Genomic DNA, 22,960 nt, shown 5'->3' with positions numbered 1-22,960 from the left:
GAAATCAACAGATTTCGGGGGACTTTACGTCTGCTCGGCCTAGAAGTTACGTCAACGAGGCCGGTGGCAGGAAGCGGTCGCCGTACTTCGCCGCCAGCTCACGGGCGCGGGCGACGAACGCCTCCTTGCCGGTACCGGCCGGGCCGGAGTAGCCGACGATGAACTGCGCGCTGCCACCGGTCCACGGCGGGAACCCGATACCCATGATCGACCCGATGTTGGCGTCGGCCGTAGAGGTCAGCACGTTCTCGTCGAGGCACTTCTGCGTTTCCAGCGCCTCGGCGAACAACATCCGGTCGATCATGTCCTGCAACGGCGGCTCCGACGAGCCCGACTTGAACGTCTCACGCAGGCCTGACCATAGGCCGGACCGCTTGCCGTCGACGTACTCGTAGAAGCCGGCACCCTTGAGCCGGCCGGACCGACCGAGCTCGATCATCTTCTCGACGACGGCCTCGGCCGGATGCGGTTCGTACGTGCCGCCGGCGTCTTCGACACCCTTCCGGGTGGCGACGGCGATCTTGTGCATCAGCTCCAAGTTGAGCTCGTCGGACAGCTGCAACGGCGGCGCCGGGTACCCGGCCTGCGAGCCAGCCTGCTCGATGCTCGAAGGCTCCACACCCTCGCCGAGCATCGCCAGCGCCTCGTTGACGAAGGTGCCGATGACACGCGAAGTGAAGAAGCCGCGGCTGTCGTTGACCACGATCGGCGTCTTGCCGATGGCCAGCGTGTAGTCGAACACGCGGGCCAGCGCTTCGTCAGAAGTCTTCTCGCCCTTGATGATTTCGACCAGCGGCATCTTGTCGACCGGTGAGAAGAAGTGGATCCCGATGAAGTCCTCCTGGCGCTTGACGCCGGTCGCCAGACCGGTGATCGGCAGCGTGGAGGTGTTGGATCCAAGGACCGCGTTGGGCTCGACGATGTCCTCGATCTCCTGGAACACCTTGTGCTTGAGTTCCTGGTTCTCGAAGACGGCTTCGACCACGAAGTCCACGCCCTTGAGGTCGGCCGGGTCGGCCGTCGGGGTGATGCGTGCCAGCAGAGCGTCGCTCTTCTCCTGCGTCGTACGGCCCCGCTCCAGCGCCTTGGCCTCCAGCTTCTCGGAGTAGCCCTTGCCCTTCTGCGCGGCCTCGATGCTCACGTCCTTGAGCACCACGTCGTAGCCCGCCTTGGCCGAGACATAGGCGATGCCGGCGCCCATCATGCCGGCACCGAGCACACCGATCTTGTTGATCGGTGTTTTCGCGATGCCGTCGGGCCGCGACCCGCCTGCGTTAATGGCCTGCAGGTCGAAGAAGAACGCCTGCATCATGTTCTTGGCAACCTGGCCGGTGACCAGCGAAGCGAAATAACGGCTTTCGATGCGGGTGGCGGTGTCGAAGTCGACCTGTGCACCCTCGACAGCAGCGGCCAGGATGGCCCGCGGCGCGGGCATCGGCGCGCCCTTGAGCTGCTTGCGCAGGTTCGACGGGAACGACGGCAGGATGGCCGCAAGCGCCGGCGACGACGGAGTACCGCCCGGCATCTTGTAGCCCTTCTTGTCCCACGGCTGCTCGTGCGCGTCCGGATTGGCCTTGATCCACGCCTTGGCGGCGGGCACCAAATCGTCAACACCGCTCACCAGTTCATCGATCAACCCGAGGTCCTTGGCCTTGGCCGGCTTGAACCGGGTGCCCTGCGCCAGCACGCTGACAAACGCGTTCTGGATACCCAGCATTCGCACCGTGCGGGTTACCCCGCCGCCGCCCGGCAAGAGCCCCAGCGTGACTTCGGGCAGGCCGAGCTGGCTGCCCTTGACGTCGGCGGCGATCCGGTGATGACAGGCCAGCGCGATCTCCAGGCCACCACCAAGGGCCGCCCCGTTGATGGCAGCCACGACCGGCTTGCCCAACGTCTCCAGGGTGCGCAGTTGCTTTTTGACCGTCTCGACGGTATCGAAGACGTCCCCAGCATCCTCCGGGGTCGCCTGGATCATCGTCTTGACGTCACCGCCGGCGAAGAAGGTCTTCTTCGCGCTGGTGATCACCACACCGCTGATCGAATCCTTTTCGGCGACAAGGCGATCCACCGCCTTGCCCATTGACTCGATGTAGGCGTCGTTCATGACGTTGGCCGACCCCGACGGGTCGTCCAGGGTCAGCGTGACGATGCCGTCGGCATCCTTGTCCCACTGGATTGTGTTGTCTGCCATGCGCTTAAACCCTCTCGATGATCGTCGCGACACCCATGCCGCCGCCAATACACAGCGTGACCAGTGCGCGCCGGGCGTTGCGGCGCTCCAATTCGTCGACCATGGTGCCCAGAATCATTGCGCCGGTGGCACCCAGCGGGTGACCCATTGCGATGGCGCCGCCGTTGACGTTGAGCTTCTCGTCGGGAATGTTCAGGTCTTTCTGGAACTTCAGCACCACCGACGCGAACGCCTCGTTGAGCTCGAACAGGTCGATGTCATCAACGGTCAACCCGGCGCGGTCGAGCACCTTGCGGGTGGCGGGGGTCGGGCCGGTGAGCATGATCACCGGGTCGGCGCCGCTGGTGGCGGTGGCCACGATGCGCGCCCGTGGGGTCAGACCCTGCGACTTGCCGGCAGCCTCGCTACCGATCAAGACCAGCGCCGCACCATCGACAATCCCGGAGCTGTTACCGCCGGTGTGCACGTGGTTAATCTTTTCCACCCAGTGGTACTTCTGCAGCGCCACGTCGTCGAAGCCACCCAGCGCGGCGAGGCCCTCGAAGGCCGGCTTCAGCTTGCCCAGACCCTCCTTGGTGGTGTCGGGCCGCATGTGCTCGTCGTGGTCGAGGATCAGCAGACCGTTCTGGTCGCGGACCGGCACCACGGACTTGGCGAAGTAACCGCCCGACCACGCCGCGGCCGCCTTCTCCTGGCTGCGCAACGCATAGTTGTCGACATCATCGCGGGAGAAGCCCTCGATGGTGGCGATCAGGTCGGCGCCGATGCCCTGCGGAACAAACATGACGTCGTAGTTGGTCGCCGGGTCCAACCCCATGGCGCCGCCATCGGATCCCATTGGCACTCGGCTCATCGACTCCACGCCACCGGCCAGCACGAGGTCATCCCAGCCGGAGCGCACCTTCTGAGCGGCGGTGTTGACGGCTTCGAGGCCCGATGCGCAGAACCGGTTGAGCTGCACGCCGCCGGAAGTGACCGGCATGCCCGATGCGAGCACCGCTGCGCGGGCGATGTCGCCGCCCTGGTCCCCAACGGGTGAGACGCAGCCCAAGATGACGTCGCTGATCAGGTTCTCGTCGAGGTCGGGATTGCGCTTGCGCAGCTCCTCAATCAGGCCGACGACCAGGCTCAGCGGCTTGACTTCGTGCAGCGAGCCATTCTTTTGCTTGCCACGCGGCGTGCGGATGGCCTCATAGATGAAGGCTTCTTCGGACATGTCGATTCCTGTTCCAAAAGGGGGTTTCGGATCCGTCTTAAAGAGTAGGTCCAGTACAGGCACCCTAACAGGGTTGTCGGCCAACCTGTTGGTGGGGCGGACTTCGCAGGTCAGGTACGTTACGGGCAACCCACTGGTGCCCAAAGACGTCACCTTGGTCGCAGTGGCCACATCGGTCGCTAACACCAGCAGATACACGATTTGTCCACTTCGTAGCGACAGGCCATAAACCCGCGTTCGCAACCATACGTTGTCTCTACGAGGTGGGCACCAAGTAGGTCCCTACCCGCCAGAGGCTCATGTGGCGGATGTGACAGATGCGGCACGCATTTGCCACTCGGGATTAGGCTCGACCGCGATGACGGTGGAACGATTGCGGCCATACGCGACCACGGTGTTCGCCGAAATGTCGGCTCTGGCCGCTCGCATCGGCGCGGTGAACCTCGGCCAGGGGTTCCCCGACGAGGACGGACCGCCGGCGATGTTGAAGACCGCACAAGACGCCATCGCCGCCGGCGTCAACCAGTACCCGCCGGGCATAGGAATCCAACCGCTACGCCAGGCCATCGCAGCCCAGCGAAAACGGCGTTTTGGCATCGAGTACGACCCCGACACCGAGGTGCTGGTAACGGTCGGGGCCACCGAGGCCATTGCGGCAACGGTGTTGGGCCTGGTCGAACCCGGCTCGGAGATACTGCTCATCGAGCCGTTCTACGACTCCTACTCACCGGTGGTGGCGATGGCCGGCACACACCGGGTAGTCGTACCGTTGATCCCCGACGGCCGCGGCTTTGCTTTGGACACCGACGCATTGCGGCGCGCGCTGACACCGCGGACTCGGGCGCTAATCGTCAACTCGCCGCATAACCCGACCGGCACAGTGCTGAACGCGACCGAGTTGGCGACCATTGCCGAGATCGCCGTGGCCGCAGACCTTTTGGTGATCACCGACGAGGTGTACGAGCACCTGGTATATGACGGCCACCAACACCTGCCGCTCGCCGGCTTCGACGGCATGGCCGAGCGAACAATCACCATCTCCAGCGCCGCCAAGATGTTCAATTGCACCGGCTGGAAGATCGGATGGGCTTGCGGCCCAGCCAAACTCATCGCCGGAGTGCGGGCGGCCAAGCAGTACTTGAGTTATGTCGGCGGCGCGCCATTTCAGCCGGCGGTGGCCGCGGCTCTAGATACCCAGGACGCCTGGGTGACGCAGCTACGAAGCACGCTGCAACGCAGACGCGATCGGCTGTCGGCGGGACTGACCGACATCGGTTTCGCCGTCCACGACAGCTCCGGCACCTACTTCCTCTGCGCTGATCCGCGTCCGCTGGGATACGACGACAGCATGAAGTTCTGTGCGGCACTACCCGAGAAAGTGGGCGTGGCCGCGATCCCGATGTCACCGTTCTGTGATCCGACGGCGCAACACGCTTCAAAGCAACGCGATTTGTGGAATCACTTGGTGCGCTTCACGTTTTGCAAACGCGAGGACACCCTGGACGAAGCGATCCGACGATTGTCCGTGCTGCGCGACGGGCCCGCGTTCTAGCCGTCCATAACCCGCTTTCGGAGTCCCTCCAGGGCGGCATGCAGGATTTTCTTACGAGCGATCTTGACCCAAAACTGGGGCAGCGGCGCTGACGGTTCGACAGTGATGGTGAATCGCACCCGGGTCTTGTCGTCACCCTCTCGGCTCAGGTTGTACTCGCCGTGCTGGCCGTGTTGTTGGGCCGTCCTCTTGGCGTCCCACACCATCCAGTCCGGGCCCCAGTGGTATTCGAGCAATTCGGTGTCGACGATGCCGGTGATTTTGATGGTGACTTTCACGTGGTGCGGCCGACCGTCCGGATGGGTGTCGATAACATCGACTCGTTTGTGTACCGAAGACCACGACGGCACAGCGTCCATGTCGGCGAGCGCCTCCATGATCACTTCCGGCTGCGCGTCGATGACGATTTCGCCCGATGCTTGAACGGCCACTGCTATTAAATTAGCAACGCTGTGCGGTGACGGACCACGCCGAAACGCGGATGGGTCCGGCTAATTGTCACACCGACCAGCGCGACCCGGCCCAGGCGTACGGCCACGAATCAACTATGCGGAATGGCCCGGATCGGCGTCGCCGGTGACCAACTTTTGCAGTCCCTTCATCGCGGAATCCAACACATGCTCACTGGCCCGCTTGACGACGAAACCTGGTATCGGTCCTGCCGGTTCGACGGTGATGTCGAAACGCACCCGTGCTTTATCGACGCCTTCGGGCTTGACGGTGTACTCGATGTGCTGCCCGCGTTGCTGAAAAGTTCGGCCGGCGTCCCAGCACACCCAGTCTGGGCCCCAGTGATATTCGAGAACCTCTTTATCGGTCAGCCCCAGAATTTTGATGGTGGCCTTCACATGATGAGGGCGACCATCCGGGTAATAGTCGATGACTTCCACTTGCTTGTGCAGTGGTGACCAGGACGTCAAGACGCGAGGATCTGCTAGCGCCTCCATGACCTTTTCCGGGGGCGCATCAATGACAATTTCGCGTGAGACTTGTACGGCCACTGAACTCAACGCTAGCAACGCGGCCCGGCGTAGGGACGGTGTTCGGCCCGATACTTCATTACCATCCGATTTCGTTTAAGGGTGTGGTCTTAGCCGGTGGCGGCCCAACCGGGCCGGGCGGTGTACGGGAGAACCGGGGTGCCGGCGCGGCCTGCTCGACGCCATGGGCGGCGATTAGCGTCGATCGCGCCGTCAAATGGTCGTTGGTGGCCGCTTCGCTCCAGGTCAGTACCGGCGTCACGCATGCATCGGTGCCGGCGAAGACCTGGGTCCACTCATCGCGGGTTCGGCTGGAGAACCGTTCGGCGAAGGCGTCGTGCATCTTCGGATACGAGCCGATGTCGAGCTGATTCGGCACGTCGCCGGGCGCCAGCCCTAACCCGGCCAGCAACGCCGCGAAGAACTGCGGCTCGATGGCGCCGACGGCCATGTATTTGCCATCGGAGGTCTCATAGCAGCGATAGAACGGGGCGCCGCCGTCGAGCAGGAAGGATTCGCGCTGATCGCGCAGGCTGCCAACGGCCTTCATCGTCCACATCATCTGGGCCAGCACACTGACTCCGTCCACCATCGCGGCGTCCACAACCTGGCCCTGGCCCGAACGTTCGCGCTCGTACAGCGCGACCACGATGCCCACCAGCACCAGCATGGAACCACCGCCGAAGTCGGCGACCAGGTTCAGCGGCGGCATCGGCGGCCGGTCGGCGTAGCCGAGTGCCGACAGCGCACCGGTCTGCGATAGGTAGTTGATGTCGTGGCCCGCCGTCGGCGCCAACGGCCCGTCCTGTCCCCAGCCGGTGATGCGGGCAAAGATCAGTCTCGGGTTGACCGCCGCGCAGTCGTCGGGACCGATTCCGAGCCGCTCGCAGGTGCCTGGCCGAAAGCAGTCCAGCAGCACATCGGCTTTGGCGGCCAGCGCCAGCAGCGCCTCCGGCTGCGTCTTGACGTCCAGGTCGACAATCCGCTTCCCGCGGTGCAGCAAATCGCGATCCTCGGAGGGCATCTGCAGGCCGCCCGGCCGGCGCACCCGCACCACGTCGGCACCGAGATCGGCGAGCACCATGCCGGCGTGCGGGCCCGGTCCGATGCCGCCCAGTTCGATGACCCTCACTCCAGCTAGCGGCCCCCCGTTGGTCACTGTGCCTACTTACCCTGCTGCACCTGCAGCACCCGAGTGCGCAGATCCTTGGTCGCGGCATCGATCGTCCCCTTGATGGCCCGCTTGAGCACGAAGCCGGGCAGGGGAACGTTGGGATCGACGTTGATCTCCAACTTGACCAGGGTCTCGTCACCTTTGGGAACCAACGTGTACTTTCCGTCCTGCGACTTCTGCTGAGCTGAGCTGACCAGCGTCCAGCTCACCTCGTTGTCGCCCCACGTGTAGGCCACCACCTGTTCATCGGTGATGCCCGCCGTCTTGACTTTCATCTTCACTTGGCTGGGCCGGCCGTCGTCTCCGGTCTCGAGGATCTCGGCGCTCTGATGGGGCTCGGACCACTCGGGCATCGTTTCGAAATCGGCGATGACGTCCAGGATCTCCTCCGGGCTGGCTTCGATGACGATGTCGCGGGACTCTTTGATTGCCATGGCCCGCACGATATCGAACCAACGTCCCGGCCGGAATACCCTGCCACGGGCGTACCGTCGAGGCCGTGGCTGAACCCGTTTTTACCGTCGGTGACTATCTTCTCGATCGCCTCGCCGAGCTCGGCGTAACCGAGATCTTCGGCGTCCCCGGCGACTACAACCTGCAATTCCTCGACCACATCGTCGCCCATCCAGCCATCCGCTGGGTGGGCAACGCCAACGAGCTCAACGCGGGCTACGCAGCCGACGGCTATGGCCGCCTGCGCGGAATGTCAGCTGTGGTAACGACATTCGGAGTTGGCGAACTCTCGGTGGCCAATGCGATAGCGGGCAGCTACGCCGAGCACGTGCCCGTGGTACACATCGTCGGCGGCCCGACCAAGGACGCTCAGGGCACCCGCCGCGCGCTGCACCATTCGCTCGGAGACGGCGACTTCGAGCACTTTTTGCGGATCAGCCGCGAAATTACCTGCGCCCAAGCCAATCTCATGCCGGCAACCGCCTGCAGAGAGATCGACCGGGTGCTCTCCGAGGTGCGGGAGCAGAAACGTCCCGGGTACATTTTGCTGTCCAGCGACGTGGCGCGCTTCCCCACCGAGCCGCCGGTGGACCCGTTGCCCCGCTACACCGGGGGCACCAGCCCGCGAGCGCTGTCCCTGTTCACCGACGCCGCGGCCAAACTGATCGGCGAGCACCAATTGACCGTGCTCGCCGACCTGCTCGTGCATCGCCTGCAGGCCACCGCCGAGCTGGAGGCGCTGCTGGCCGCCGACGTCGTGCCGCACGCCACGTTGATGTGGGGTAAGAGTCTGCTCGACGAGAGTTCACCCAACTTTCTTGGCATCTACGCCGGAGCGGCCAGCACCGAACGGGTGCGCCTGGCGATTGAGCAGGCGCCGGTGCTCGTGACGGCCGGGGTGGTGTTCACCGATATGGTCAGCGGCTTCTTCAGCCAGCGGATTAGCCCAGCCCGCACGATCGACATCGGGCAACACCAAAGCAGCGTGGGCGACCAGGTGTTTGCTCCGCTCGAGATGGGCGCAGCGCTGGCGGCGCTGACCAAGATCCTGGCCCGGCGCGACGTGACGTCGCCACCGGTGTCCTCCCCTCCTGCCGAACCATCACCGCCGACCCCGGCGCGCGGCGAGCCGCTCACCCAACAGATGGTGTGGGACCGGCTCTGCGAAGCGCTTACACCGGGAAACGTGGTCCTGGCCGACCAGGGGACCTCGTTCTACGGGATGGCCGACCACCGATTGCCACACGGAGTCACGTTCATTGGCCAACCCTTATGGGGCTCAATCGGTTACACGCTGCCCGCGGCGCTCGGGGCCGGGCTAGCGCATCCGGATCGCAGGACGGTGTTACTGATCGGCGACGGGGCGGCGCAACTGACCGTCCAGGAGCTCGGCACCATTTCCCGCGAAGGGCTCTGCCCGGTGATCGTGGTGGTCAACAACGACGGCTACACCGTCGAGCGGGCAATTCATGGAAAGACGGCCCCCTACAACGACATTGTCGGATGGAGTTGGACCGAGATACCCAACGCGCTGGGAGTGGCCAATCACCTTGCGTTCCGGGCGCAGACGTATGGCGAACTCGACGACGCATTCACCGCGGCCGCCGCGAATAAGGATCGCATGGTGCTAGTCGAGGTGGTGTTGCCGCGACTCGAAATCCCGCGCCTGCTAGGCCAACTCGTCGGCTCCATGTCACCACCGGAGACCTAAGTTGCCCCAACATCGACTTGTTGGGCAAAAACACGACGACCATATTGCCCAATAACTCGACGCTCGGCGGTTATTCGATCCGCATCATGTTGAGGAAACGGCCGACGAATAGCGGTGGGTAGGTCCCCACTCCCGCCCCGCTCATCCATTGGGCCGCGGCATCGGGATGGTCGATCCACTGCCGCGCGCGCTCCTCGTCGGGAAACTCCTGCAGGATCAACACTTCGTCAACATCGTCGAAAGCCTGGAATACCCAAGTCTTCCGGATGCCGGCCGCGGTGAACCTGTCCATCGCGCGCCTGACCCCAGCGGTCAGGTTCGACACGTCATCGACCGACGCGAAGGCGGCCACCACAACTCCAGGCACGGCCGGTGTGGTCCGCGGCGCGGCGATGAACTTGTCGATGATCTCGCCGGCGAAGACCGCTGGAATGTCCTCAACGCCAACAGCATCGAACCAGTCGAGAAAAATTCGTGAGCGTAACAGCTCGACGATCGGCTCGCGGCTGTGCACGCCGATCATCACCAAGACACGGCCGCGGTCGTGCGTCGACGCATAGACGAGAACGTGGTGGGCGCCGATGTCGGCGAGAGCCGGCTTGTTGCGCTCGAGTATCGGCCACACCCGACTGGGATCCGGTATCCGGTAATCCGATGCGATCACCATCGAATGAATGTCGCCGTCGGTCACCGCAATCGGTCCTTCATCACTTTCCCGGTGGCATTGAGCGGCAGGCCGTCGAGAAACTCGACGGACCGCGGTGCCTTGAAGCCCGCCATCCGCTGGCGGCACCAATCGAGCAAGTCAGCCTCCGACACCGGCGTTTTCGGCACCACGAAGGCCTTGCCCACCTGACCGAGACGCTCGTCAGGAACGCCGATCACCGCAACTTGGGCAACCGCGGGGTGCTCCATCAGGAAGCCCTCGATCTCCGCGGGGTAGGCGTTGAACCCGCCTACGATGAACATGTCCTTCTTGCGTCCGTTGATTCGCAGTCGGCCCGCCGCATCCAGGCTGCCCAGATCGCCGGTGTGCAACCATCCCTCCTCATCGATCGCCTCCGCGGTGGCAACTGGATCGTCGAGATAACCTTGCATGACACTGTACCCGCGGACCAGCACCTCCCCGTCATCCGCGATGCGCACCTCAACCCCTTCGCAGGGCAGGCCGGCGGTGGTGGCCACGTCCTCGAAGGAATCGCCCGGCCTAGACAGCGTGACGTTGCCGGCCTCGGTGAGCCCGTAGCCGGTCATCAACGTCTGGAACGGCAGCTCGCCATGGATGCGACGGACCAGCTCGACCGGGATGTCCGCGGCCCCCGTTACGCCGGCCCGCAAGGTCGACAGCTTGGACTTGTCGCTAACCGTCAGCAGCGAGTGGTACAGCGTCGGCGGGCCGGGCAGCATCGTAATACGTTCGCGTTCAACGAGATCCACCACCGTGTCGATGTCGAAAACCGCGACGGGTACCATCGTCGCCCCACGCAGGAAGCACGTGATGAGGCCGGCTTTCAAGCCGAACGTGTGGAAGTACGGGTTGATCTGCAGGTAGCGGTCGCCCTCGCGCAGATCCGCCAGTGTCGCCCACTCGTCGTACATCCGCAGCGTTTGGCGATGATTCAACATCGCACCCTTTGGGCGGCCGGTAGTGCCGGAGGTGAAGATGATGTCCGAGATGTCGCTACCGCTCACGGCCCGCTCGAACGGCGAACCTCCGGAGAGGAAGTCAGATTTCAGATCGATGAGCGGTGTCCCCGCGGGCGCGGTGTAGTTCTCGCTCAGAAATCCCTTCTGCACCAATACGGCCTTCGCCCCGCTGCGGACGATGATGTCGCCCGCTTCTTCCGTCTTGAACCGGGTGTTGACCGGCACCAGCACACCGCCCGCGGTGAGCAACCCGAACGCTGCGACGATCCACTCGGCTGAGTTTGGCGCCCAGATGGCGACCCGGTCACCCTTGTCGATACCGATCGACGCGAACGCGCCTGCAGCACAACGTATTCGCTCGACGACCTCAACGAACGTGAGGCGCAGCCCACCGTCGACAACCGCCTCCGCGTCACCGAAGCGGTCCGCCGCGCTCAAGACCATCTCGGGGATGGTCTCCCATATCCGATTGGCCGGCTCCTCCTCATCGCGCTGCGCGCTCTGCATCGTCACCGCCCGGGCGTCATGTCGTGACGAGTCGACCGAGATTGCCGCCCATGATCTTCGCCTGATGCTCAACCGCCAGGTGTGACAGCGCGTTGACGTAGAACGTCGGCTCGGCCAGCCCTTCGGGGTGCGGCCAGTCCGAGCCGTACAGCACCCTATCCACGCCGACGAGGTTGACCAGATCGTCGATGCCGTCCTCGAAGAACGGGCTGACATGGATGCGGCTCTTGACCATCTCGACCGGGTCACTCGGGAAGACTTCCGGGGCCTTCCGGTAGACCTCGGCCAGGCCGTCCAGCAGCGGCGTCATCCACTTCGAACCGGCCTCTACGATCGCGACCTTCAGCTTCGGGTGGCGGTAGAGCGCGCCGTGGATCACCCACGAACCCACCGCATCCTGGATCGGCCGCCACTCGTTGAGGATGCCCATCGCATTGGTTTGGAACGGCAGCATTTCCTGTTCGGCGCCGTCCCATTCGGAGGTGTACCGGGAGTAGCCGCTGTCGCTGGAGTGCATGCCGACCAGCACGTCGTGCTCGACGACCCGCTCCCAGAACGGGTCGAACTCGGGTACCGCGAACGACCGCGGGCCGCGGAAGCCGGGGACGGGAGCCGGGCGGACCAGGATGGCGCGGGCGCCGCGCTTGACCGCCCACTCCAGCTCCTCGATCGCCTTCTCGACGATCGGCAGCGTGATGACCGGGGTCGTGAAAATCCGGTTCTGGTAGTTGAAGCCCCAGACCTCGTCGAGCCATTCGTTCAGCGCATGGATCAGGACGTGGATGGCAACCGGGTCGTCGCGCAGCCGTTCCTCGAGCAGGCTGGCCAGCGTCGGAAACATCAGGGTGCGGTCCAGCCCCAGCTCGTTCATCTTCTCCAGGCGCGGGCCGGGCTCGAAGAACGCCGGGATCGCGCGCATCGGCTCACCGAACAGCTCGCGCTTGGATTTGCCGTCCGGGTTGCCGTACTTGAAGTACTCCTCCCAGGCGCCCGGGCGGGCGACGACTTCGAAGGTCGGGTTGGGGATGTAGTTGCTGATGTGGCCGAGGATCGCGATCTTGGTGCGGCCGTTGATCTGCACGTACTGGACGAAGTCCTTGTACTCCTTGGGCAGGAACTTGGTCAGCGCCTCCGGCGGCTCGTAGAGATGGTTGTCCGCGTCAAAGATCGGAAACGGGACCTCTTCCCGGTGTGACAGTTGCCCCATGAAATCCTCCTTCGCATATTATGAGAATACTATTCTCTACAGGTGCGCAACCGCAACGTGGCCCCGGCGCCCGGACCGCACCGGCGCAGCACGGTTCAGCACGTGGCGATGATCTTGAACGTTGCGGTAGTCGGTTCACTCGGCTTGTCGACTGGGTAGCCCTCCGCGGTACCGGTGATCGTGAATTTGTCGCCGCTCAGGCTCATGGCGGCGTCGCCGCCTCCGCCCCGCGAGTACATGCCGGTGAAGCCGCCCACATTTTGGATCTGTACGGACTCGGCGGTGGCCCGTTCCGCACGTCCATCCACGACGACGGTGGCCCCGGCAGAGTCGCCGCCAATGTGAATCGTCCGGTACCACTGCACCTGCGTGCACTTGACGACATTGAACTTCGCGTCGGTTCCGTTGACCGTGACAGATGCCGTGCCATTGAGCGGGGTATGCGACGGTGAGGCGCAAGCCCCGACGGCAGCGGCAGCCAGCGCGGCAACGGCCGCTGCGATTCGGTTCCGCATCGGGCCGCCTCCATCCTCGGTTAGAAAGTTCTTCGGCCTGCGGCGATGATGTTATTCTCCTATTTAGAGAATGCCAATATCGGCTGTCTTCGTCCAAGGAGCAACGACGCATGGTGGACCCGGAGTACAGCGGTGTTTCGCCCGAGAGGCGATAGCATCCCTTGCACGGCTGTGGGTTGCCGACGCACACTGGCGGGCCGCCGAGCGGGTGACGAACCGCATCGCCGGTCCGGGCCCGGAAGCTAGAGGAGCGACATGATGTACAGGTTGTTGTGCGCGGGCTCGGCGATGTTGGTTGCTGTCTTGGCAGGGGGGGCGGGCCTACTGGTATGCACCGGACGGGCACTTGCCGATGACCCGGTCATGCATCACGTCAAGTACACCATCACCGCAAAGAATCCGATCTACGCCAACATCTATTACATCGATCAAGAACCGACGATCTTCTCCGATTACAGCCACGATCCCTACCGGTTCACCCCCAACGTCCAAGCCGACATCGCCCCGGGCAAACCCTGGAGCTACGAACTGAATTTGGCGAAACCCGAATACTGGGCCATGGTCGTCGTCAACACCGGCCCTGAGCCCAGCACGCCGGAGTTTCATTGCGACCTGTCGGTGGACGGGGCCGTCGTCGTGTCCAAGGACGGGCCCAGGGGCGTGCTCTGCTCGATCCGCAATTGGTGAACTAGCCAGGCCTCTGGTACGCCCGCAATCGGCTGCGGCTCGCCTTCGAGGCGGCGCAGATAACTTTCCACCAGCTCCAAGGTTTCGGCGTGACCGGCCGACATGCCCACCGCCTGCTCCAGCACCAGCATCCGCGACAGGCTGCTCATGAGCACGGTGAACACCCCCGGGGGCACATCCTTGCTTTCCACCCCGTAACGCTGCAGCGCGGCCGTCACCGCTCGCTGCTCTTCCTCGCGGAAACGCTCCGCGTAGTAAGCGATTTCGGCCCGCAGTTCCTTTCGGTGATTGGCCAGCGCCATGAATTCCATGGAAATCCGGGTAAACGCGGGATCGGTGCCGAACCGCCACAGCGCCCACAACGGCTGGGGCGATTGCAGCGCCTGCGCCTGCACCTGAAGTCCCTCTTCGGCGCGGCGGCGGAAGACCGCGACGAACAACTCCTCCATGGTGCGGAAGTAGTAGTGCACCAGCTGAGGTTTCAGCCCCGCTTTGTTCGCTAGCCGGCGCGACGTCACGGCGGCGTAGCCCTCTTCGACCATCAATTGCTCGGCCGCGTCGAGCAGCAGGCCGCGGTTCTTTGCGTCCGGCGCCCCGATCCTGCGGGCCGATGTCATGTCGCCACTCGCTCTCCAAACCCAATGTCGAACACGCCGATCGTACTGTCGCCCGGGGGCCGCGACCTTGACCACGACATTACCGTCATGCTAAGCAGGTGCTCAGCACACTATGGCATTCGGGGCGGCGCCAAGCTTCCGCCGCCTTGCAGTCGGTCGGGCAAAATTCGGCAAGCCAGCTCCGGGAGGCACGCACGACATGACCAGCACCTACGAATCGATCGACTTCTTCACCGACCCATCCCTGGTACCGGATCCACACCCCTACTTCGACTACCTGCGCAGCCAGAACCCGGTGCTGCGGCTGCCGCACTACGGGGTCGTCGCCGTCACCGGTCACGAGGAAGCCACCGAGGTCTACAAGGACCCCGAAACGTTCTCGAACATCGTCGCGCTGGGAGGCCCGTTCCCGCCGCTGCCGTTCCAACCCGACGGTGACGACATCAGCGCCCAGATCGAGCAACACCGCAGCTACTTTCCGATGTTCGAGCACATGGTCACCATGGATCCGCCGGACCACACGAAGGCACGGTCGGTGCTGAGCAAGCTGCTGACGCCGAGCCGGCTCAAGCAAAACGAGGAGTTCATGTGGCGCCTCGCCGACCGCCAGCTCGACGAGTTCCTCAGCAACGGCGAGTGCGAATTCATCTCCGAATACTCCAAACCCTTTGCCACCCTGGTGATCGCCGACCTGCTCGGTGTTCCGGAGGACGACCACAAGGATTTCCGCAGTGTCTTGGGCGCCGGCCAGGTCGGCGCGTTGGACCACGAGTCGATCGGCATCAATCCGCTCCAGTGGCTCGACGAGAAGTTCTGTTCCTATATCGAAGATCGGCGACGCGAACCGCGCGACGATGTGCTTACGCCGATGGCGACGGCGAAGTATCCCGACGGCTCCACACCAGAGGTCATCGAGGTGGTGCGCACGGCGACATTCCTTTTCGCCGCCGGGCAGGAGACCACGGCCAAGCTGCTCAGCGCCGCGCTACAGGTGCTGGGCGATCGCCCCGACATCCAGCAACAGGTGCGCGATGACCGCAGCCTGATTCCAAACTTCATCGAGGAATCGCTGCGCATCGAAAGTCCCGTCAAGTGCGACTCGCGGCTAGCCCGCCGTGGCACCACAATCGGCGGTGTCGACATCCCTGCCGGCACGGTGGTGATGGTGCTACCCGGCGCGGCCAACCGCGACCCCCGTCGGTTCGACAACCCGCACGAGTTCCGCCTCGACCGCAAAAACGTCCGCGAGCACATGTCTTTCGCCCGCGGCGTGCACTCCTGCCCGGGAGGACCGCTCGCCCGCGTGGAAGGCCGGGTATCCATCGAACGCATGCTGGACCGCATGGCCGACATCAGCATCAGCGAGGTCAACCACGGACCAAGGGGCGATCGCCGCTACACCTACGAGCCGACCTACATCCTGCGCGGGCTCAGCGAACTTCACCTCACCTTCACGCCGACGGGTTAGGCGAGCGCCAACCCGACGACGTAGCAAGTGAAGAGACTCACGCCGATCAGCACGACCCAGGCGTCCGTGATGCGGCATAGCAAGGCGGGAGCTTGGCGCACTTCCATAAACTCCCGAAAGATGATGCGCACCTTGATAAGAGCGATCACGATCACGCTCGACGTGACCACCACACTAGGTCTCAGCGATCCATTGACCGAGTGGTCAATCCACAGATAGGCCAGCGTGAACCCCGCCAGGATCAGCCAAACGACCAGCAGCCTCTTGTTGAATTTCAACTTCACCGATCACCTCACCATGTACAGCAGCGCGAAAATGAGCACCCAGAGGAAGTCGACGGTGTGCCAGTAGGTGGCGCACGTTTCGACCAGCTCCTGGGATCGCCGGGCCGGACTGCGGAGCTGATAGACGATGACACCGAGGACGATGAAGCCAATCAGCAGGTGTACGAAGTGGATTCCGGTGAGGAAGAAGTAGTAGGTGAAGAAGTCATTGCTGTCCGGCCCGTTTCCCGTGCCGACCAACCGGGCCCACTCGAAAACCTTGAAGAACAAGAATATTGCGGCGCATGCGACGGTGATATAGACGTCTCTGAGCGCCGCCCGGTGGGCGCCGGCACGCGATGACTGGACACACCGCGCCACCGACCAGGAACTCAGCAGCAAAACGAGGGTGTTGAACACACCGATGCGTAGATCCAGATGCGCCTGGGAGTGCAGGAACAGCACAGGGTTTCGGGTGCGATAGAACAGGTAGAAGGCGAAATACCCTGTGAAAACCAAAGTTTCGAACAACACGAAAGCCCACATGTCCGGCTGGCCCGGCACGAATGTCGCGCGCTTGTTCTCATCTGCGAGGTCGGTCATGAAGTCGCCGCCCGCTTCATCGTCCGTTTTCGAGCCAGGCCGGGCTTGAGTGTTGGGAGGGGCCCGGTACCAAAGTCTTCGCGCCGGATCATCTGAAAGAGCATGACGATAAACGTGACTTGGTAAATGCCGAACACGACCATGTCCAGCCACCACGCGATCTGCCCATTCCAGGCCAGTACGCCGCGCTGGAAGATCCAGCAGGGTGCCACGACGACCTCGGTAAGCGCGTTGCACAGATTCAGGTAGCCAAACCATTTGGGGAACACCCGATTCTTGTCGATCAGAATCGCGACCATCCAGATCAGCGAGCCGATCAGGAAGACCCCCATGGTGCCGTCGAACGACAGGAACGCGAAGTCGTAGAGCCAACCGATCGCCTCGGGGTCACGCTCGGGGCGCAGCGTCCCGACGATCAGCGCGATGCACAGGAGCAGCAGGCCGGGAACCGCGCTGAGCGAGTAGATGAGCAGATACGCATACCCGAAAGCGCGGCTGACCGACATGCGGCGCATCGAATACGCAATGAGCGCATTGTTTACCGCGGTCATGCCGGTGATGGCGAATACGACGCCTAAGCCAATCGGTATTCCCAGCTGTCGTTCATGGAACCAGTGGACCTGCGTCGCGAGGTCCCAGGTGGGTTGCGGCGGAGGCTGGACTTGCGCCACCACAAAGACCATCGGAAAGAAGAGGTTGTAGAAGACGACCATGATCCACCACGCCACCCACAGCTCGCGCTTGGGGTTGTGCCGCAGGTGCCAGGCGATCCGGCGATGCAACCGGCCGGAGGGGGGCCCGGCCTCGGAGTTGCCGCCCGACCCCGGCCGAGTTATCACGGTACTCATGGGGCGTCCAGTTCTTCTGCGCGCCTTGGGATCTCGGCACGCTCCCGATACACCGCATGGCCCAGGACGACACCCATCACGACCACCCAGACGCCGATGGCGACATTTTTCAACCAGAACGACAACCCACCGTCCCACGCCAGCGGACCGGACAACGACACACCGACGAATGCTGCCGGCACCAGCGCCGCCGCAACGAGAAGGTTGAAGTGGGCCACCCAGCGCGGCAGCACGAGGTTTGCAGGATCGTCGAAATAGATTGCGAGGGCAAGAATCACGCTTTGTCCGATCAAAAACGGAACCAAGATCGTGAAGGTGATCCAGGCGAAATCATTGAGCAACTGTGTCAGCTCCGGACTTCGTTCCGGGCGAAACGCGGCCAGTAGCCAACAGACATTAGCGATGAGAAACAATGTGGGACCGCCGGCTACGCAACCCAGCATCGCGTAGGAGAAGATCGGCGTGCGATGGGCCATCCTCCGGATCTGCATCACGGTCAGCATCAGGATCGGGATGAGGCTCGCGCCGAACCAGTTGAACAGGATCATGCTGTGACGGACACCCGACGGGTTTTCCCGGTAGAACGCCGCGACCTGCTCCGCCGACATCGTCGGCGACATCGGCGGCCTGAAGCCGGGAAACAGAAAAAACGCCGAGATCCAGATCAGCACCGTCACGGGCAGCGTCCACAGCAGGATCAGCTCACCATCGATTCGTCTCGGTGCGTAGCGCGCCTCACGGGCTTCGGACATTGGTGACTCCCTCCGGCGGTGTGATCGCTCCGCCCGTGAGCCGAAAGTAGCCGATCGGCTAGGACAGGTCAATAGCCGATCGGCTAGGCTCTCGGTGTGGTTCCGAACCAGACCCGGAGCAAGTTCCGATTCATCACGCGCAGCCCGGCACAGACGCGCATCCTGGACGCCGCGCTGAAATTGATCGCCGAGCACGGTGTCGGCGGCACCTCGCTGCAGATGATCGCCGACGCCATCGGGGTCACCAAGGCTGCCGTCTACCACCAGTTCAAGACGAAGGAGCAAATCGTCGTCGCGCTCACGGAACGCGAACTGGGCGGTCTGGAGGAGGCGCTGGAGGCCGCCGAGGCCCACGACGATTTCCCCCGGGCACGCGAGGTCTTGCTGGGCCGGGTCATCGACATGGCCATTGAGCGTCGCGGCGCGGCGAGCACCCTGCAGTTCGATCCGGTCATTGTGCGGCTACTCGCCGAGCAGGAACAGTTCCAGCACTTTATTCGGCGGCTCTACGGCGTGCTGGTCGACAATGCGTCCGAGGACGCCCGGGTCTCGGCGGCGGTCCTCTCGGGCGCCATCGCCGTCGGCGTCATGCATCCCCTGGTCGCCGACGTTGATGACGACACGCTGCGTGCGCACCTGCTGCGGATCACCAACCGTCTGATCGGTGCGCCCGAGGCGTAGGTTTCGCCACGGATCCAACAGGCCGCTCGACGACATTCGGATGCCGGAGTGGCCAGCAGCCTGGTGATAACGTGGTTCTCCGTGCACGAACCAACGCGACCGGGGGGTCAACTTGCCGTCGTGGCGGCGTCCACCGGGAGCACCTGACCCCGCCGCCGAGGACGACTCCGGCCGCGAGGAAGCACCCCGTTCGGTCGCCGAGGCAGAGGAAGAAGTCGCCAGGGCGGAGGCCCGGGCCGACGAGGCCCGTGCCCGTCTAGCGCGGCTGCAGCAAGCCTGGGCCTTGGAGAGCCCGGGCGCAGACGACACCGACGAGATCTACGCGGGCGACGCCGGCGAGTTCGAGCCACTGTCCGAGGTGCCTTATCGCCGGCAGTTGCCCAAGTTCCAGCGTCCCGGACCTAGAGCGATCGCGCTCGCGGCGGCATTCGGGATCATCGGCGCCTCGCTCGGCGGGAGCTTGTTCATGGAGCTGGAGCATCGCGCTCTCGCGCGTGAACAGCACCGCGCCGCCGAGTTCGCCGCGGCCGCGCGTGAGGGGGTCACGAAACTGATGTCGATTGACGCCAATCACGCTAGAGAGGACATCCAGCGCGCCCTCGACGACTCGACCGGAGATCTCAGGGACCAATTACTGCGCACCGGAGTTGCCCTGGCCCAGCAGGTGGAGCAGTCGCAGATCAGCACCAGGGTCATCGTGGACGCTACCGCCGTCGAATCGACGACCGATGACTCGGGAATCGTCCTTGTCGCGGCGAGGTCCGACAATCTCTATCCCGACGACGCAAAGCGATCAATGAACTCGTGGCGGATCAGCGTCCATCTCAGCCGCGAGGGTGGCCAGCTCAGGATGGCGAAAGTCGAGTTCCTGCAATGACACTCGAGCAACCCGGTGGTCCGGCGCGTCCCCCCGGAACGGCCGTGATCGAAGGTTGGATCCACTGGTGTGTGGCATATTGGCGGCCAATTCTGGTGACCACGTTGGTCATTGGCGCGCTGGGACTTGTCGGAGGCACATACTTCTACCGGTACAGTCCGGATCGGCGGATCGGCGACGCGGCGGCCCAACAGGCGATCCGGGCGGCCGCGGACGGCACCGTGGCAATGCTGTCATATTCCCCGGAGAGCCTGGATCAGGATTTCGCCCGGGCGAAGTCGCATCTCACCGGCGACTTGCTGGCGGACTACACCAAGTTCAGCGAGCAGATCATTGGTCCGGCGGCCAAGGCGAAGCAAATGGCGACTTCCGCCAAGGTGGTTCGCGCCGCTGTATCGGAGCTACACCAGAATTTGGCCGTCGTGCTCGTGTTCGTCAACCAGAGCACCATCACCAAGGACGAGCCCCAAGCGACGGTGACTGACAGCAGCGCCCTGGTCACTCTGGCGAAGATCAACGGCTCCTGGCTGATCGCCAAATTCGATCGCCTTTGACCCGAGTTGGCTCACGCACGACGCTGGCCCAGCACTCCGCCGAAACTCAACCCATGCACACTCGTCTCAGCGTGTCGCGTGCGTGGTGTGAGTGTCGCGGTTGAATCTCCTACGTGTCGGCGCGGACCCAGCTCATCATGCCGTCGTGGGCAAAGCAGATCAGAAACAGACCATCGGGCGCCTGCGCGACGTAGTTCTGGTAGTTCTGGCACGCCGCGCCTTCCTCCTTGACTCCCGCCATTGGAGGTGACCGGAACCATCGCGGCTGGTATCTCCTCGGCGAGCCGCAGAACATCAGCCGTCCGGGCTGCCCGGCGGGGGGAACGACACTGTCGTCGACACCGAAGGCGTAGTAGGTGGTGTTGTCACACGGCGCGCCTAGAACCTGATGCGGCATGATGCCGGGGGTACAGGCGGGGTAGTCGCAGACGGTCGGCTCGGCCAAGGACGGCGGCGCCGCCAGCACACCCGTGCCGAGTAGCGCGGCAACTGCGGCCACGATGAATCGCACCCCATTACTTTGCCACATCTAAAAAGGAGCTGAAAAGAAAATTCTCCTAATTGGAGAAGATAACCTGAGCCAATATCCGCCCACGCCGGATTGCGTCCGAACCGCACCCGCCTAACGGCCTGACGAGCGAGCATTTCCGCATGTAGAACCGCTAATGCGGCCGCCCGAGGACAGCGTTGAGCCCCGGCCGAAAGTGATAAGCTGTTTCTCCGTGCACGATCCGGAGGGGCCCGACGTCGACGATTCTGACGACCCGACGGACGGCGCCGTAGCTCCCGTTTCGGAGGCGGACGCAGAAGACGAAGTTGCCAGGGCTGAGGCGCGCGCGGAGGCGGCTCGGGCACGCGTGGAAAGGCTGCGCGACGCAGCCGAAACAGGCTCCGAAACAGGGAAAGCCGACGACGACGCCGCTTCCCGGGATGGCGAGCGGCGCCGCGCAAAGGTGACCCGGGCACGACTGGCGCGACTAGGCATGCCGCGGCGTCCGGGTCGACCGGGGTGGCTTCGACGCCCAGGCCGGAGAACAATGACCGCCGGCGTCGGCATCGTGCTGGTCTCCGCTTCCGTCGGCGCGAGCGCTTACATGGTGTGGCAGCACCGAACCACCGTGCACAAACGGCAGCTCGCCGCTGAGTTCAGCGCAGCAGCCCGGCACGGGGTCACGCTGCTGATGTCGATTGACGCCAACCATGCCAAGGAGGACATCCAGCGCATCCTCGACGACTCTACGGGCGACTTCAAGAGCCAGCTGTCAGTGATGTCAGGCCTGATGGCCGCGCAGGCGGGGGAATCGAAGGCAAGCAGCAAGGCCACTGTGGAAGCCATTGCCGTCGAGTCGTTGAGCGATGATTCGGCGGTCGTGCTCGTCGCGGCGAGATCCGATATCACCACTGCAGACAACACAACTCGGCCACCTGTCGTGTGGCGGATCAGCGTGGGCATCACGCGGGACGGCGGTCAGCTCAAAATGTCGAAAGTCGATTTCCTGCAATGACTGTCGGGCAATGTTCGTCGCTGGACAGCACGGAAACCACACCGTCCGACGAGGTGGCGCCGCCAATCAAGCGCTGGGTCCGCCGGTGTTTGACAAAGTGGCGTTCGATAGTCGCGACAGGGGTGGTCCTTACCGCGGTGGGCGTCACTGCCGTCCTGTTCTTCATTCTGTACCGGCCGGATCAGCAAGTCGGCGACGCGGCGGCACACCAGGCAATCCAAGCGGCATCAGACGGTGCCGTGGCGGTGCTGACGTACTCTCCCGACAACCTGGACCGTGATATCGCCAAGGCGAAGTCATATCTCACCGGCGACGTCCTCGCCTACTACACCAAGTTCTCAGAGCAGATCGCCGCGATGGCACTGCAAAAGCGAGTCACGCAGACAGCCAAGGTGATTCGAGCCGCCGTTTCAGAGTTGCACCCGAATTCAGCCGTTGTGTTGGTGTTCATCAACCAGACCGCCACAAGCAAAGAGAAGCCGGAACCGCAGACAACCGCGAGCATCGCCCAGGTGACGTTGACCAAGGTCAACGGCTCCTGGCTGATCTCGAAATTGGATCCGCTTGCGTGAGCTTCGGCCTTTTTGGCTAGTAGATCAGCGTCAATGTCCTTGTCCGCGTGGCTGATAGGCCACAAAACACCGCACTCGGGTAGCGGCGTCGTCCGGATTGACTCCCATACCCACCAAAATCTGAACTATTTGGGCAGGGGGAACACCGCCATCGAAATCCGTCTGGATCACATGGACGCTGGGAAACCAATTTTCTGCACTTACCCCCGGCGGCGGTGGCTTTGCGTCGCCTCCGAGGCACTGAACGTATCCATTGATGCCCGTGTCGGCGTGAGCGGACGACGCCTCCACCAGCACGACCGGGGCCATGAGCAGGACGGCGACACAGATGGAACGCATACTCATAAACGCCCAGCCTATCGCCATGGGTATAAGGCGAC

General features: G+C 63.6%; 26 protein-coding genes and 1 pseudogene. 10 read left to right on the top strand and 17 right to left on the bottom strand.

All coding sequences use genetic code 11. The features are described 5' to 3' along the window. Positions 1-46 precede the first annotated feature (46 nt). Both MSIMFI_RS11615 and MSIMFI_RS11610 read right to left on the bottom strand, forming a co-directional pair. Positions 47-2,191 (bottom strand): 3-hydroxyacyl-CoA dehydrogenase NAD-binding domain-containing protein, encoded by a 2,145-nt coding sequence (locus tag MSIMFI_RS11615; RefSeq protein WP_191497308.1) that lies wholly within the window; start codon positions 2,189-2,191, stop codon positions 47-49. A 4-nt stretch (positions 2,192-2,195) separates the two neighbouring features. Continuing rightward, the gene (locus MSIMFI_RS11610) at positions 2,196-3,407 is read right to left on the bottom strand and encodes an acetyl-CoA C-acetyltransferase (RefSeq protein ID WP_186244632.1); all 1,212 of its coding nucleotides are present in this window, start codon (positions 3,405-3,407) and stop codon (positions 2,196-2,198) included. Positions 3,408-3,765: 358 nt separating this feature from the next. Between MSIMFI_RS11610 and MSIMFI_RS11605 the strand changes: the two genes are divergently transcribed. Further along, positions 3,766-4,959, top strand: a complete 1,194-nt coding sequence (locus MSIMFI_RS11605) for a pyridoxal phosphate-dependent aminotransferase (protein ID WP_191497307.1) — start codon at positions 3,766-3,768, stop codon at positions 4,957-4,959. Here MSIMFI_RS11605 and MSIMFI_RS11600 read toward each other — a convergent pair. From MSIMFI_RS11600 to MSIMFI_RS11585, 4 genes are all read right to left on the bottom strand, one after another. Continuing rightward, on the bottom strand, positions 4,956-5,390 hold the full coding sequence (locus tag MSIMFI_RS11600) for an SRPBCC family protein (protein WP_191497306.1): 435 nt from the start codon (positions 5,388-5,390) through the stop codon (positions 4,956-4,958). The two genes, MSIMFI_RS11605 and MSIMFI_RS11600, sit on opposite strands and share 4 nt — an antisense overlap. A gap of 114 nt (positions 5,391-5,504) precedes the next feature. Then, positions 5,505-5,960 (bottom strand): SRPBCC family protein, encoded by a 456-nt coding sequence (locus MSIMFI_RS11595; protein ID WP_191497305.1) that lies wholly within the window; start codon positions 5,958-5,960, stop codon positions 5,505-5,507. A gap of 58 nt (positions 5,961-6,018) precedes the next feature. Continuing rightward, positions 6,019-7,098 carry a CaiB/BaiF CoA transferase family protein gene (locus MSIMFI_RS11590; protein WP_191497304.1) on the bottom strand — a complete coding sequence of 360 codons (1,080 nt, stop codon included), beginning with the start codon at positions 7,096-7,098 and terminating at the stop codon, positions 6,019-6,021. Between the two features lie 5 nt (positions 7,099-7,103). Then, entirely contained in the window at positions 7,104-7,547 is a 444-nt protein-coding gene (locus MSIMFI_RS11585) for an SRPBCC family protein (protein WP_191497303.1), read from the bottom strand. A 35-nt stretch (positions 7,548-7,582) separates the two neighbouring features. Between MSIMFI_RS11585 and MSIMFI_RS11580 the strand changes: the two genes are divergently transcribed. Continuing rightward, positions 7,583-9,277: an alpha-keto acid decarboxylase family protein gene (locus tag MSIMFI_RS11580; protein ID WP_191498151.1), complete on the top strand. Its 1,695-nt coding sequence runs from the start codon at positions 7,583-7,585 to the stop codon at positions 9,275-9,277. 70 nt (positions 9,278-9,347) lie between these two features. On the opposite strand, the gene MSIMFI_RS11575 is transcribed toward MSIMFI_RS11580, so the two are convergent. From MSIMFI_RS11575 to MSIMFI_RS11560, 4 genes are all read right to left on the bottom strand, one after another. Then, positions 9,348-9,968, bottom strand: coding sequence for a fatty-acid--CoA ligase (locus MSIMFI_RS11575; protein WP_191497302.1), 621 nt, complete (start codon positions 9,966-9,968; stop codon positions 9,348-9,350). After that, positions 9,965-11,431, bottom strand: a complete 1,467-nt coding sequence (locus MSIMFI_RS11570; RefSeq protein WP_191498150.1) for a FadD3 family acyl-CoA ligase — start codon at positions 11,429-11,431, stop codon at positions 9,965-9,967. The genes MSIMFI_RS11575 and MSIMFI_RS11570 overlap by 4 nt, the downstream gene beginning before the upstream one ends. A 16-nt stretch (positions 11,432-11,447) precedes the next feature. Beyond that, positions 11,448-12,638 carry an amidohydrolase family protein gene (locus MSIMFI_RS11565; RefSeq protein WP_191497301.1) on the bottom strand — a complete coding sequence of 397 codons (1,191 nt, stop codon included), beginning with the start codon at positions 12,636-12,638 and terminating at the stop codon, positions 11,448-11,450. A gap of 95 nt (positions 12,639-12,733) precedes the next feature. Next, positions 12,734-13,153 (bottom strand): lipoprotein LpqH, encoded by a 420-nt coding sequence (locus tag MSIMFI_RS11560; protein WP_191497300.1) that lies wholly within the window; start codon positions 13,151-13,153, stop codon positions 12,734-12,736. A gap of 145 nt (positions 13,154-13,298) precedes the next feature. Here MSIMFI_RS11560 and MSIMFI_RS28015 point away from each other — a divergent pair. Together MSIMFI_RS28015 and MSIMFI_RS11555 are read left to right on the top strand one after the other, a co-directional pair. Further along, positions 13,299-13,412 (top strand): annotated as a pseudogene (locus MSIMFI_RS28015) (enoyl-CoA hydratase/isomerase family protein); the annotation flags it as partial. 29 nt (positions 13,413-13,441) lie between these two features. Beyond that, positions 13,442-13,840: a hypothetical protein gene (locus tag MSIMFI_RS11555; RefSeq protein ID WP_191498149.1), complete on the top strand. Its 399-nt coding sequence runs from the start codon at positions 13,442-13,444 to the stop codon at positions 13,838-13,840. Here MSIMFI_RS11555 and MSIMFI_RS11550 read toward each other — a convergent pair. Further along, the gene (locus MSIMFI_RS11550; RefSeq protein WP_191497299.1) at positions 13,756-14,457 is read right to left on the bottom strand and encodes a TetR/AcrR family transcriptional regulator; all 702 of its coding nucleotides are present in this window, start codon (positions 14,455-14,457) and stop codon (positions 13,756-13,758) included. The genes MSIMFI_RS11555 and MSIMFI_RS11550 overlap by 85 nt on opposite strands. 199 nt (positions 14,458-14,656) lie before the next feature. Here MSIMFI_RS11550 and MSIMFI_RS11545 point away from each other — a divergent pair, with 199 nt between their 5' ends. Continuing rightward, complete coding sequence (locus tag MSIMFI_RS11545) at positions 14,657-15,925, top strand: cytochrome P450 (protein ID WP_191497298.1); 1,269 nt, start codon at positions 14,657-14,659, stop codon at positions 15,923-15,925. Here MSIMFI_RS11545 and MSIMFI_RS11540 read toward each other — a convergent pair. The 4 genes from MSIMFI_RS11540 to MSIMFI_RS11525 are packed head-to-tail and all read right to left on the bottom strand — an operon-like array spanning position 15,922 to position 18,391. Continuing rightward, positions 15,922-16,209, bottom strand: a complete 288-nt coding sequence (locus MSIMFI_RS11540) for a cytochrome C oxidase subunit IV family protein (protein WP_191497297.1) — start codon at positions 16,207-16,209, stop codon at positions 15,922-15,924. The two genes, MSIMFI_RS11545 and MSIMFI_RS11540, sit on opposite strands and share 4 nt — an antisense overlap. A 3-nt stretch (positions 16,210-16,212) precedes the next feature. Further along, positions 16,213-16,791 (bottom strand): cytochrome c oxidase subunit 3 family protein, encoded by a 579-nt coding sequence (locus MSIMFI_RS11535; protein WP_191497296.1) that lies wholly within the window; start codon positions 16,789-16,791, stop codon positions 16,213-16,215. Continuing rightward, the gene (locus MSIMFI_RS11530; RefSeq protein ID WP_191497295.1) at positions 16,788-17,639 is read right to left on the bottom strand and encodes a hypothetical protein; all 852 of its coding nucleotides are present in this window, start codon (positions 17,637-17,639) and stop codon (positions 16,788-16,790) included. The genes MSIMFI_RS11535 and MSIMFI_RS11530 overlap by 4 nt, the downstream gene beginning before the upstream one ends. Next, positions 17,636-18,391 (bottom strand): hypothetical protein, encoded by a 756-nt coding sequence (locus MSIMFI_RS11525; protein WP_191497294.1) that lies wholly within the window; start codon positions 18,389-18,391, stop codon positions 17,636-17,638. The genes MSIMFI_RS11530 and MSIMFI_RS11525 overlap by 4 nt, the downstream gene beginning before the upstream one ends. A gap of 96 nt (positions 18,392-18,487) precedes the next feature. On the opposite strand from MSIMFI_RS11525, the gene MSIMFI_RS11520 reads away from it, so the two are divergent. The 3 genes from MSIMFI_RS11520 (at position 18,488) to MSIMFI_RS11510 (ending at position 20,503) form a co-directional block, all read left to right on the top strand. After that, positions 18,488-19,072: a TetR/AcrR family transcriptional regulator gene (locus MSIMFI_RS11520; protein WP_191497293.1), complete on the top strand. Its 585-nt coding sequence runs from the start codon at positions 18,488-18,490 to the stop codon at positions 19,070-19,072. Positions 19,073-19,184: 112 nt separating this feature from the next. Beyond that, entirely contained in the window at positions 19,185-19,949 is a 765-nt protein-coding gene (locus MSIMFI_RS11515; RefSeq protein ID WP_191497292.1) for a hypothetical protein, read from the top strand. Next, on the top strand, positions 19,946-20,503 hold the full coding sequence (locus MSIMFI_RS11510; RefSeq protein WP_224770158.1) for a hypothetical protein: 558 nt from the start codon (positions 19,946-19,948) through the stop codon (positions 20,501-20,503). Before MSIMFI_RS11515 ends, MSIMFI_RS11510 begins: the two co-directional genes overlap by 4 nt. 109 nt (positions 20,504-20,612) lie before the next feature. Here MSIMFI_RS11510 and MSIMFI_RS11505 read toward each other — a convergent pair whose 3' ends face one another. Continuing rightward, complete coding sequence (locus MSIMFI_RS11505) at positions 20,613-21,032, bottom strand: hypothetical protein (RefSeq protein WP_191497291.1); 420 nt, start codon at positions 21,030-21,032, stop codon at positions 20,613-20,615. 193 nt (positions 21,033-21,225) lie between these two features. Here MSIMFI_RS11505 and MSIMFI_RS11500 point away from each other — a divergent pair, with 193 nt between their 5' ends. Together MSIMFI_RS11500 and MSIMFI_RS11495 are read left to right on the top strand one after the other, a co-directional pair. Continuing rightward, positions 21,226-22,008, top strand: coding sequence for a hypothetical protein (locus MSIMFI_RS11500; RefSeq protein WP_191497290.1), 783 nt, complete (start codon positions 21,226-21,228; stop codon positions 22,006-22,008). Further along, positions 22,005-22,580 (top strand): hypothetical protein, encoded by a 576-nt coding sequence (locus MSIMFI_RS11495; RefSeq protein ID WP_186244652.1) that lies wholly within the window; start codon positions 22,005-22,007, stop codon positions 22,578-22,580. The genes MSIMFI_RS11500 and MSIMFI_RS11495 overlap by 4 nt, the downstream gene beginning before the upstream one ends. Before the next feature lie 30 nt (positions 22,581-22,610). Here MSIMFI_RS11495 and MSIMFI_RS11490 read toward each other — a convergent pair whose 3' ends face one another. Further along, positions 22,611-22,919, bottom strand: a complete 309-nt coding sequence (locus tag MSIMFI_RS11490) for a hypothetical protein (RefSeq protein ID WP_186245953.1) — start codon at positions 22,917-22,919, stop codon at positions 22,611-22,613. Between the last annotated feature and the right edge of the window lie 41 nt (positions 22,920-22,960).

Source organism: Mycobacterium simulans, from assembly GCF_900232995.1.
Classification (GTDB): Bacteria; Actinomycetota; Actinomycetes; order Mycobacteriales; family Mycobacteriaceae; genus Mycobacterium; species Mycobacterium simulans.
The sequence above is the reverse complement of the archived record's forward strand: the minus strand, read 5'-3'. Positions and strand labels throughout refer to the sequence as shown.

Coding starts and splice junctions, on each gene's coding strand:
- MSIMFI_RS11605 (WP_191497307.1), top strand. CDS start 3,766: ATGACGGTGGAACGATTGCGGCCATACGCGACCACGGTGTTCGCCGAA.
- MSIMFI_RS11615 (WP_191497308.1), bottom strand. CDS start 2,191: ATGGCAGACAACACAATCCAGTGGGACAAGGATGCCGACGGCATCGTC.
- MSIMFI_RS11555 (WP_191498149.1), top strand. CDS start 13,442: ATGTTGGTTGCTGTCTTGGCAGGGGGGGCGGGCCTACTGGTATGCACC.
- MSIMFI_RS11495 (WP_186244652.1), top strand. CDS start 22,005: ATGACTGTCGGGCAATGTTCGTCGCTGGACAGCACGGAAACCACACCG.
- MSIMFI_RS11610 (WP_186244632.1), bottom strand. CDS start 3,407: ATGTCCGAAGAAGCCTTCATCTATGAGGCCATCCGCACGCCGCGTGGC.
- MSIMFI_RS11565 (WP_191497301.1), bottom strand. CDS start 12,638: ATGGGGCAACTGTCACACCGGGAAGAGGTCCCGTTTCCGATCTTTGAC.
- MSIMFI_RS11490 (WP_186245953.1), bottom strand. CDS start 22,919: ATGCGTTCCATCTGTGTCGCCGTCCTGCTCATGGCCCCGGTCGTGCTG.
- MSIMFI_RS11550 (WP_191497299.1), bottom strand. CDS start 14,457: ATGACATCGGCCCGCAGGATCGGGGCGCCGGACGCAAAGAACCGCGGC.
- MSIMFI_RS11530 (WP_191497295.1), bottom strand. CDS start 17,639: ATGAGTACCGTGATAACTCGGCCGGGGTCGGGCGGCAACTCCGAGGCC.
- MSIMFI_RS11505 (WP_191497291.1), bottom strand. CDS start 21,032: ATGTGGCAAAGTAATGGGGTGCGATTCATCGTGGCCGCAGTTGCCGCG.
- MSIMFI_RS11545 (WP_191497298.1), top strand. CDS start 14,657: ATGACCAGCACCTACGAATCGATCGACTTCTTCACCGACCCATCCCTG.
- MSIMFI_RS11525 (WP_191497294.1), bottom strand. CDS start 18,391: ATGTCCGAAGCCCGTGAGGCGCGCTACGCACCGAGACGAATCGATGGT.
- MSIMFI_RS11560 (WP_191497300.1), bottom strand. CDS start 13,153: ATGCGGAACCGAATCGCAGCGGCCGTTGCCGCGCTGGCTGCCGCTGCC.
- MSIMFI_RS11570 (WP_191498150.1), bottom strand. CDS start 11,431: ATGCAGAGCGCGCAGCGCGATGAGGAGGAGCCGGCCAATCGGATATGG.
- MSIMFI_RS11535 (WP_191497296.1), bottom strand. CDS start 16,791: ATGACCGACCTCGCAGATGAGAACAAGCGCGCGACATTCGTGCCGGGC.
- MSIMFI_RS11510 (WP_224770158.1), top strand. CDS start 19,946: ATGACACTCGAGCAACCCGGTGGTCCGGCGCGTCCCCCCGGAACGGCC.
- MSIMFI_RS11585 (WP_191497303.1), bottom strand. CDS start 7,547: ATGGCAATCAAAGAGTCCCGCGACATCGTCATCGAAGCCAGCCCGGAG.